General features: G+C 35.8%; 5 protein-coding genes, 1 pseudogene and 1 CRISPR repeat array. Of the genes and pseudogenes, 4 read left to right on the plus strand and 2 right to left on the minus strand.

The genetic code is table 11. The annotated features are described in order from the left end of the window. Nucleotides 1-561: 561 nt before the first annotated feature. A pseudogene (locus tag ACP6PL_RS29380) lies at nucleotides 562-1,092 on the plus strand (Uma2 family endonuclease); the annotation flags it as partial. 251 nt (nucleotides 1,093-1,343) lie between these two features. After that, on the plus strand, nucleotides 1,344-4,118 hold the full coding sequence (locus ACP6PL_RS29385; RefSeq protein WP_426548898.1) for a TIGR02921 family PEP-CTERM protein: 2,775 nt from the start codon (nucleotides 1,344-1,346) through the stop codon (nucleotides 4,116-4,118). Between the two features lie 315 nt (nucleotides 4,119-4,433). Further along, a CRISPR array of direct repeats spans nucleotides 4,434-5,856; the repeat unit is 37 nt; unit sequence GTTGAAACTAACCAAAATCCCTATTAGGGATTGAAAC. 302 nt (nucleotides 5,857-6,158) lie between these two features. On the opposite strand, the gene ACP6PL_RS29390 is transcribed toward ACP6PL_RS29385, so the two are convergent. Together ACP6PL_RS29390 and ACP6PL_RS29395 are read right to left on the minus strand one after the other, a co-directional pair. Then, on the minus strand, nucleotides 6,159-6,608 hold the full coding sequence (locus tag ACP6PL_RS29390; RefSeq protein ID WP_426548899.1) for a PIN domain-containing protein: 450 nt from the start codon (nucleotides 6,606-6,608) through the stop codon (nucleotides 6,159-6,161). A 137-nt stretch (nucleotides 6,609-6,745) separates the two neighbouring features. Then, the gene (locus tag ACP6PL_RS29395; RefSeq protein WP_426548900.1) at nucleotides 6,746-7,093 is read right to left on the minus strand and encodes a hypothetical protein; all 348 of its coding nucleotides are present in this window, start codon (nucleotides 7,091-7,093) and stop codon (nucleotides 6,746-6,748) included. A gap of 68 nt (nucleotides 7,094-7,161) precedes the next feature. Here ACP6PL_RS29395 and ACP6PL_RS29400 point away from each other — a divergent pair, with 68 nt between their 5' ends. Together ACP6PL_RS29400 and ACP6PL_RS29405 are read left to right on the plus strand one after the other, a co-directional pair. Then, nucleotides 7,162-8,070 (plus strand): Rpn family recombination-promoting nuclease/putative transposase, encoded by a 909-nt coding sequence (locus tag ACP6PL_RS29400; protein ID WP_426548902.1) that lies wholly within the window; start codon nucleotides 7,162-7,164, stop codon nucleotides 8,068-8,070. A 468-nt stretch (nucleotides 8,071-8,538) separates the two neighbouring features. Then, nucleotides 8,539-9,837, plus strand: a complete 1,299-nt coding sequence (locus ACP6PL_RS29405) for a serine/threonine protein kinase (protein WP_426548903.1) — start codon at nucleotides 8,539-8,541, stop codon at nucleotides 9,835-9,837. The last annotated feature ends 728 nt before the right edge of the window (nucleotides 9,838-10,565 follow it).

The following is a 10,565-nucleotide window of genomic DNA, read 5'->3' on the forward strand; positions in this document are numbered from 1 at the left end:
GGCTTTAAACCACAATTATTTAATTAACAATTAATAATTAATAATTCGGTAAGAAGGAAGAAGGCTTAAAAGCTGGAAAAAACTTAAATTTTCTGTAGATATTTACCCTAACTTTTACACAAACGATACCAGCGGACATGATATTATCCGTTGCCTGTAGCAATAGTGCCTGTTGCCTAAAGTCCTAAAAATCTGAACCTCACTAACTCCGAAACTGCTGTAATCAGGACTTATATCATGTCCGGTAGCATCGGTATTGTAAAAGGGTAATAATTCAGAATTTAGAATTTAGAATTCAGAAATTTGGGATGAAAGCTTTAGTATTCTTAGAATTAAGGGTATTAACCCCGAAACAACTTAAATTTCCTGTAGATATTTACCCTTTGGTTTACACGCTCCGATACCAGCGGACATGATATTACCCATGAGGTACGAAAAATTAGAATTTGAAATGGCTATCCGTTCCGGACTGCTGCACAAAATCTGTCGGTCCCAATGACGAAAATACCTTGCACTGCTTCATTAATTATCAATTATCCATTATCAATTATCAATTAATGAATTTGGTATCCAGTAGAAAATAATAATAAATTACGACAAGCTCCAGATATAATGGTAATATTTGGAGTGGCAAAATAAGACCGGGATTCTTATCAGCAATGGAAAGAAAATAACATTGCTCCACAGGTGGTATTTGAGATTCTTTCTCCAGGAAATACAGTCAAATAAATGAACCGCAAACTATTATTTTATGACCGCTATGGAGTCGAAGAATATTATCTTTATGACCCTCAAAAAAATAGTTTGACGGGATGGTTGCGTTCGGAACCTTAGCTGGAAATAATTGATGAAATTAATAGTTGGGTTTTACTAAGGTTGGGTATAAAGTTTCAGCTAACAAAAGAAACATTAATTTTGTATCGCCCTGATGGGCAACCGTTTACAGATTATATTGAAGTTCAGCAACAATTAGAGGTATTAGAAAGTCGGGTTTCAGAAGCAGAAAGTCGAGCAACTGTTGCGGAGGAACCCGCGAAACGCTTAGAACATTTATTGCGAGAAGCGAGTATCGATCCTAATGAGAATGAATAGGTTAAGTTTTTGGATAAAATAGAAATAGGTGATGGGTGTATGGGGCGGGTTTATCCCATCAAATTTTTGATATCATTAATTTAACGCTGAACCCGCCCCTACTATTCCCAAATTTGTAGGGTGCGTTAGACGACTAAAATTTATACTGTGAAAGGCATTTAATAATCAATTGTAACACATCATTGAATATGTATCAGTCTACTACTGAATTTTTTTACTTTTCTATATAAATAGTTTGAAGGAATTTTTTAATGAAAATAAAAACATTTTTGCATTTGACTTTTTACAGTATATTTTGGGTCTGGAATGTAGCATTTTTAGGAATCGTCTATTTCTGGATTTTACCAAGTATTGGATACTCTTTAATTGAGGCTACTTTTTCCGGTTTAATCCCTAATCAATTTTTGATTACTTTCATGGGCATAATAGCAATTCCCACTATTTGTACTATCTTTGGTGGCTGGCGTTTTCGTAAACAACCTATACAATTAATTCGGTTATTTTATGGTGTAGAAGCACCTTTATTTTTACTATGTTTATTGCGTTTATTTGTGCTGCGAGAACTTACCGAAGCTAGCACTTTAATTTTAGGGACAATATTAGTTAGTATTATCGCATTTTCTCTGGAACTTTTATATGGTTATGTTAATAGAAGTCCGTTAGTATCATGGTTACAATTATTTGCCCACACTCTGATGTTATTAACTGGTTTATATGTGGGAATATTAATGCTATTTTATGCTGTGCCAGTATCTGTAATGTTGTTACGAGAATTTTTTTCATTTTACTGGCTTAAAGGAATTATTTCTGAGTTAACTTACGCTCCTACCTATGCTTTTACATTGGTTTTATCTTTATTTGTATTAGCTTTATCAACAACTTTATTTGTCTTTATGCCTTCAGCTATGGCCAGTTTATACGTTCATTCTGGGCAAAAAATATTGAGAATGTTCGCTTTGCAAAATGGGCATAAACCTACATTTCAAGGAGCTGTAGCTGTGATAATTGCCTGGATGATTCTGTTTGTTTCATTTCAACAACAACCCCAAGTTGTAGCTTTTCAAATGTTAGATTTACCAGTCAGAAGTCAGAGCGATCGCCAAGAACTTTTAGCCAATTCTAATTTAATTAGAGATGGATTAGTTAATGCTTATTTATCCTCATATCGTTATCTAAGTACGGCTGCCAGAAGTAACCAAATTCGCATCATGTACAGAAGCACATTTGGTTTACCAGAATCAATTAATCAAACATTACAAGATTACTTCAATCATCTTATGTCACCTTTCTTATATAAAGGTTCTGATAAACATAAAGAAAAGGCAGCAAAACTCTACAGTAATTTTTTCGATACGCCCATTCAAAAAGGAGAACAAAAAGCTATTCTTAATGCTCTTCAGTCAACAGCTAATGTAGATGAAGTTAAGGCAGGATTATTAAATATTGGGGAACAAAAAGTCTGGCTAAAAAACCAAGAAATTAATGTTACAGAAAATGGAGATTGGGCAGATATAGAACTATATGAAATTTACGAAAATCAAACCTTTGAGCCCCAAGAAATTCTCTATTATTTTACCCTCCCAGAAAGTGCGGTTATTACAGGTATTTGGTTAGGGGATACCGACAACCGCGCCCAACGTTTTCCTTTCAAAGTTTCCCCCCGTGGTGCAGCACAAAAAGTCTATAATTCCCAAGTAAGAAGAGAACGTCCAGTCGATCCTGCACTGCTGGAAAAAGTAGGACCTCGCCAATATCGTTTACGAGCATTTCCGGTACCAGCAAAGTTGTCAGTAGGGGAACGAAAAAATAACTCAGAAAGACCAACAAAAATGCACTTGTGGTTAACTTATCAAGTAATGGCAAAAGATAATAGTTTTGCTTTACCGGAGTTGACGGAAAAACGGAATATTTATTGGAATAAAGACACCAAACGAATTTACAATACCAAGTCTGTAAGAAGTGATGGAGAAGCATGGTTGCCACCGAGTCTTCCCGCAGTTGCCCAAACAACTCCACAACAACATCAGATAAATTTTGCCAACGGATATCAAATTTCTGCTCAACCCTTAGTAACGCCAGAAAAATTTTTACCAGAAAGCGAACGGTTTGCAGTAGTTGTGGATACTTCCTACAGCATGAGAACTAAAACTAAAGAACTAAAACAGAATATTGACTGGTTGGTGGCAAATGGTTTGGGAGACCTGAGTTTTGGCAACGGTGATGCAGATATATATTTGACTGATGTTGGTTTTCCACCGGAACGCATTGATGATATTAGTCAGTTTGATGCTGAGAAAGTTACATTTTTCGGTACGCTCCAATATCAAGAAATGCTCGAACAATTTCTCCAGTTACAAGGGGATACTCGCTACAATGGAATAATATTGGTTACTGATGAGGGTAGTTATGAACTTTCCGATAACAGTCAAGAAATGCCCAACTTATCTGCTCCTTTATGGATGTTGCATTTGGGGGCGATGCCACCTGCTTATGATGATGCTACATTAAAATTGATACAAAAAAGTGGGGGTGGTGTGGCGACAAAACTTACTGAAGTATTCCAACAAGTGACGGCAAAATCAAAATTAGGAAAATCAGTTGTTAGTGTGGCAGATGGGTATGCTTGGTTTATGGAAGAAAAATCTAGTGAGGAAACAATAGAAGATAATTTCGCTCCTCTGGCAGCTCAACAGTTAGTTTTAGGTTTGAGTAAAAAAATGAATTTGGATACTCTGGAGGAGTTGGATGCTATTCACGCGATCGCCAAAACCTATAAAATAGTTACGCCCTATTCTTCAATGATAGTCTTGGTTAATGATGAACAACGGGAAGCTCTCAAACGTGCAGAAGCAGCATTGGATCGTTTTAACCGCAAAGTTGAAGATGGGAAGGAGCAGTTAACTGATCCAAATAACCCATTAGATCCTTTAAGTGTGCCTGAACCTGGTATGGTATTGGGAATGGTGGTAATGGGAATAGGGTTATGGGTAAGTCAAAATAATTCAAAATTCAAAATTCAAAAGTGATTTTATAATGGCCTACTTTTTTCAAGGCCATTTTTGAATTATTGGCCATTTGAAATTAGGTTATTTGCGCGGATGGGTAGCTGTACAAGAGAGGAGTTGAAAAAAAATGGCTGAGATTGAGTATTGGTATTGGTTTGAACTAAATAGGGTGTTTGATGGGATTCGCGCAATTTGGCAAATCCTGAGATGGCAAGGGTTGTGGAGTTTTTTGGGGAATGTCTCTTGCAAAGCTGCGACTGGAAATGCTATATTCGTTCTTGTTCCGCGCAAGTGTACCTTGAAAATTAAATATAGCCTGGGTTCTAAAAGTCCGCAGTTGAAACTAACCAAAATCCCTATTAGGGATTGAAACGAATTCTGGAACGATCTCCCCTGCGCTGAAGAGGATGTTGAAACTAACCAAAATCCCTATTAGGGATTGAAACGGCCTCAAAGAGGATGACGTAGTGAAGGCTTCTTGTTGAAACTAACCAAAATCCCTATTAGGGATTGAAACAAGAAATGTCAACTAGAAGAAGGAGATTTTCTTAAAAGTTGAAACTAACCAAAATCCCTATTAGGGATTGAAACGTTGAACCACAAACGAGACGTTGCCACAGAGGTAATGTTGAAACTAACCAAAATCCCTATTAGGGATTGAAACAAGTTAACAGCAGAGGTGAAAGGGTAGGGAATATCCTGTTGAAACTAACCAAAATCCCTATTAGGGATTGAAACCCTAAGCCTTACTTATAAAATGATTGCTTCTGGTTGGTTGAAACTAACCAAAATCCCTATTAGGGATTGAAACTTTACAAGGCAACTAGGAAAAGTTATTTCAGGTGACTTTGTTGAAACTAACCAAAATCCCTATTAGGGATTGAAACGCCGTGTGCTGACATTTATTTTTGCAACCCATGACGGTTGAAACTAACCAAAATCCCTATTAGGGATTGAAACATCACAGAAGGGAAATAGAGGACTTAATCACTGCGTTGAAACTAACCAAAATCCCTATTAGGGATTGAAACCTCCTTTTGACTTTTCCACCTCAAAGGATTTCAATTGTTGAAACTAACCAAAATCCCTATTAGGGATTGAAACAATTGCTTCTATTTCTAAAAATGGCCTTTATAATCGGTTGAAACTAACCAAAATCCCTATTAGGGATTGAAACTCCGGAGGATATTCAAGCCGAGATTGATTCTAAAAGTTGAAACTAACCAAAATCCCTATTAGGGATTGAAACTAGCTCGGCTAGAAGCATTAACTGAGAAGCCTCTAAAGTTGAAACTAACCAAAATCCCTATTAGGGATTGAAACCCTCACCGTTTCCTGTAATAGAATTTTCATCTACGGTTGAAACTAACCAAAATCCCTATTAGGGATTGAAACAAAGTTGCCCTTTGAAAGTAGCTAGAGGCGCTTGTTGAAACTAACCAAAATCCCTATTAGGGATTGAAACACAAAATTCAATTGAAAGTTAGTAGGATCTTCTGTTGAAACTAACCAAAATCCCTATTAGGGATTGAAACAATTGAAATTATTTGATAATATTGAATCAATTTCAAAAGTTGAAACTAACCAAAATCCCTATTAGGGATTGAAACTGATGAAACTAGCGATAAACACCCCTTCGGCAGCTTGTTGAAACTAACCAAAATCCCTATTAGGGATTGAAACATTAAAATAGATGTAGAGTAAGCGATCGCCTCCGGTAAAGTTGAAACTAACCAAAATCCCTATTAGGGATTAAAACGAGCTTTAGTATTTGTAGGTTGAGTTGAGGTAACGAAACCCAACATCAACCCAAAACGCAAAGGTGTTGTTGGGTTTCACTGTCGTTCTACTCAATCTACTTTTATCGAGTTCAACTATTTTTGAGCAACTCAGCATAGATATCATCCTCAGTTAAAAATCAGAAACCGGAGAAACCTCACCTCTATTAATCCAACTTATCATCAAATAAGGGTGAACCAAATGAAAAGAGTGATCGCTTTTTTTGAGCTGCCCCATTTCCCTACAGAACATTAAGTGCTATAATACCGATCTAAAAGAGACTCAATCAACTTTGATGAAGCACGAAAAGTAGTTTCTTTGAGAGCAGCAATAGCTTGGGGGAAATCTACTAGATTTTGTTGAGCTGCTCGGATCAAGAATGCCAAGCAACCCAGTCACTTTTAATCCTTTATTGCGGGCAACCTTTCTACCTAAAGCTTCATCAATTATAATTAAGTTTGCTCCTTGCTTGAGAGCCAAACTAATAGCAGCTTTTTCCCCAGCATTGAGAATATCTAAATCTTTGTCCGCAGAAACCGTAACATCTGCAACTATTATCCACTTGGGAGGTGTTTGAATCCAATTTCTAACCACAGTAGGCGATCGCTCGTCCGATAATTCTTGTTCGACTATTCTAGGAATGATAACTTGTCCGTAAAGTTGAGGCAACAGTTCAATTTCGCCGATTAGTAGTAAATAACAAATGGGTGAAGTATCCGAGACAACTATCATTAATTTTTAAGTTTACCTTCTTGCTCTAGTTGTTCGTGGGTTTGGCGATCGCTAATGAAGTCCTCTTCGTCGTAATCTAAATCGACTCCTTAATTCATAATGACGGTTGAGGTCTTCAACAGCCTTGTCTGTCCAAACTATTTCGGGCATGGTTTTTCTGCATCCGTTCCTAAACTATCGGCCCATTCCCGCACCCGACTATGAGCCACTGAAACCCCTCGACGACGATAATCTTCAAGGGCTAATTTACTTTTCTGAATCATTTCCTCTTCCGTCAAAGGTATAAAATCTAATGTTGAATCTATCTCTCCGTAATCTAGTAATTCCTCTGTTTTTTTATCGAATTCATCTATCAGTAATTCCTCAAAATATTCTAAATTACCAGATGAATTTACTAGCCATTTTCGGAGCAGATTTTTCACTTGCTCTCCCGATAGTGGCTCCAGGCGTTCTAATATTTTCTGTCTGAGATTATTTGTTGTCATAAATATTCAGATTAAATTATAATCTATAGTATACCATAAATCATAGAAATTATAGGAAATATATAACCATGACATTTATTAGCCCCAAAACCGACTTTGCCTTTAAAAAAATCTTTGGTTCTGTTCACAGTCAAAAAATCCTGATTAGCTTTCTCAATGCCATAGTTTATAACAATCAAAATGTTATTCAATCTCTCAAAATTATTAACCCCTATAACCCTGGAGTTACTAATACTATCAAAGACACTTATTTTGATGTAAAAGCACTTTTAGATAATGGCTCTAATGTCATTATTGAAATGCAAATATTGAACGTAGCAGACTTTAAAAAACGAGTAATTTATAACTTAGCCAAAGCTTATGGAAATCAATTAGATGTAGGGCAAGGTTATATGATGTTGCAACCTTTTATAGCTTTAACAATCGCCGATTTTGTTTTATTTGAGGATATTGATAAAATGATTACTAAATTCAGATTTAAAGAAGAGAAAGAATCGGTTTATTACGAAGATGAATTAACATTAATGTTTGTAGAATTACCCAAATTTAAAAAAGAATTATCAGCCTTAGAAACCCTCAGTGATAAATGGATATATTTTATTAAGTCGGCTCCAAATTTAGAAGTAATACCAGAATCATTGGAAGAAGTATCAGAAATAGAAGCAGCATTAAAGATAGCAAATCGAGCCAACTTAAACAATAAAGAATTAGAGGAAGTAGAGCAACAGGAAAAGTTGATGAGAGATCAACAAGGACAAATTAGTTTCGCGAGAAACGAAGGACGAGAAGAAGGAATTGGTATTGGAGTAGTGAAACAAATCTTACGTCAAATTCGCCGAAAGTTTGGAAAAATATCTCCAGAAATTGAAACTCAGATAGAACAATTATCTTTGGAAAAATTAGATATTTTAGGTGAAGAAATTTTTGATTTAGCAACAATAGCAGACTTGGAAAACTGGCTAGCTAATAATGGATAATGGATAATTGATAATTGATAATGAAAGAGTTGTTGAAATCTCTAGTACCGCTACGCGGAAGTCAGAATTCAGAATTCAGAAGTTTTGATTGGTAAGGCTTTGAGTATTTTGTTACTGGTCACTTATTTCCGTCATCCTGCACTAGCTTTCTATCTCACTATTGATAATTAACAGGACTTACGCAAATTCTTAGACAATACGCTATCCGCACAGGGCGAATGCCATTCGCCCCTAACACATAAGGTGGTTCTGCGTAAGTCCTGATTAATTTAACTATTGTTCAATAGTCAGGCTCGGAAACTGACAAGGTAGCGATCGCCTGATGATTCACTTTTGATAATTAATTCAACTATTGTCCAATAGTCAGGCTCGGAAACTGGCAAGGTAATAAACTACTTAGGCGTGTCATACCACTTACGCTATTATGACTAGATAGTATTGAGATTACTATCAACTTTTAACTTAATTATGTTAACTCCCGGACAAATTTTAAAAGAACGTTACCAACTACAAAAACAACTAGGACGTACTGTGGCAGGCCGCAAAACTTGGCTAGCATTTGACTCCCAACTGCAAGAACAAGTAACTCTCAAAATGTTAGCTTATAGCCCCGAAATATTAGGACAAGAATTAAATTTATTTGAGACAGAAGCCAAAACTTTACAAGCTCTAAATCATCCCCATATCCCTCGTTATCGCGATCATTTTTCCTTAGAAAAAGAAGAAAATTCAGGTTTACCTTGGTTTGCATTAGTGCAAGATTATATTCCTGGTTTTTCCCTCCAAGAATTATTAGATAGAGAGAAAAAATTCACAGAAGAAGATGTCAAAAAAATTGCCAAAGAAGTATTAGAAATTCTGATTTACCTCCACGAACTAGAGCCTCCCGTTTTGCATCGAGATATTAAACCCAGTAATTTAATTATGGGTGCAGACCAACAAATTTATTTAGTAGATTTTGGTGCAGTACAATCTCAAGGTAATGCTCAGGGAGTAACTTTTACTATTATTGGAACTAGCGGTTATGCTCCCCTAGAACAATTTTGGGGTAGAGCAGTACCAGCTTCAGATTTATATGCTTTAGGAGCTACTTTAATTCATTTACTAACCGGAACTCCCCCTGTAGATTTACCACAAAAAAATTATCAGATTCAATTTTCCGACAAAGTTGATATTAATCCTAACTTCGCAACTTGGATTAATAAAATCACAGAAATGGATTTAGGCAGTCGCTTTGAAAATGCCCGTGAAGCTTTGACATCCCTAGACTCAAAACCAAAACTTCAACCGTTAGTTACACCTCAAAAAAATCCTCTCAACTTAAGCATTATTATTACTATTAATAAATCTCCAGAGATGATGGAAATCTATACTCATGCACCTAGTTTAAGAGAAATTCAAGGTTCTGGAATGTTCGGTGCGATTTTTTGTATATTTGTGGGATTACTGCTAACTAATCCTGTTTATGGAATTTTGTTCTTTATACTGATTTTAGCGGGGATATTTATCTTATTTGGAGAAAAGAATTATATTTATTTTGACCATAATTCTTTTCGGACAGAACGACATTTATTGGATTTGACTTACGGAAAAAGCCACGGAAATACTAGAGATATTGTACAGGTTTTAGCATCTAAATTTGAATCAGGTTATCAAGTGATAGTTCAATCTCAAAATAATAAATATCAACTAGATAAAGCAATGAATATTCAAGATAGTACATCCTTGATTGAGGAAATTAATGAATGGTTGGATCAGATTGACTAGCGATCGGTTTTTAGCATATCGGGGTTAAAAAATTAAGTAAGAAGTAATGTTCAGTAATGTTTTTAAGAATTCTAGACATTAAGCGAAGATATACTATATCTCATTTCTCTACTCCCTATTATTAACAAAATGTAGCAACAATTTTGAGATTTGGTATGATATCATGTCAGGGTGAACAGTTTAATTAAAGCTCGTAGTAGAGCTTTAATTATAATATATATAGAACCCCTAAGCGTATCTTTATAAATATGCGCGTTAGTTAGGAGACAGGAGACAACCAACCCCTAACCCAACCCACCCCCGCCCCTCCGAGGAGGGGAACTGGGAGGGGAAGACAGGAGACAGGAGGTAAGAGGAAAGAGGGAAGATGTGGGGAGAAATAATAAAAAAAATTCAACACTCCTTGAGATAATTTTTCCTCATTCTTGATGCACGAAAAGACAAGACTAGCATAATTATATAGATCTCAAATGGGTTCTATAGGGCTAAAACCCTACTACAAACAAAAACTTTTTATCAGTTATCGATCATTGGATTTGGTATGATAACTGATAAATGCCTCTTACTGAATAATTATTAATTAAATAATTTAGGTTAAAAGCCTCCCTTTACCAATGGATAATTGACAATTGATAATTAGAGATAGTTTTCATTATCAATTAAAAAGATTTCCTTATAGAACCCATTTGGTATCTCTAAAAAATTAGGCGATCGCTAACCTCTTAAGC

The sequence above is a fragment of the Dapis purpurea BLCC-M126 genome (assembly GCF_050015975.1).
GTDB lineage: Bacteria > Cyanobacteriota > Cyanobacteriia > Cyanobacteriales > Microcoleaceae > Trichodesmium.

Coding starts and splice junctions, on each gene's coding strand:
- ACP6PL_RS29405 (WP_426548903.1), top strand. CDS start 8,539: ATGTTAACTCCCGGACAAATTTTAAAAGAACGTTACCAACTACAAAAA.
- ACP6PL_RS29385 (WP_426548898.1), top strand. CDS start 1,344: ATGAAAATAAAAACATTTTTGCATTTGACTTTTTACAGTATATTTTGG.
- ACP6PL_RS29390 (WP_426548899.1), bottom strand. CDS start 6,608: ATGATAGTTGTCTCGGATACTTCACCCATTTGTTATTTACTACTAATC.
- ACP6PL_RS29400 (WP_426548902.1), top strand. CDS start 7,162: ATGACATTTATTAGCCCCAAAACCGACTTTGCCTTTAAAAAAATCTTT.
- ACP6PL_RS29395 (WP_426548900.1), bottom strand. CDS start 7,093: ATGACAACAAATAATCTCAGACAGAAAATATTAGAACGCCTGGAGCCA.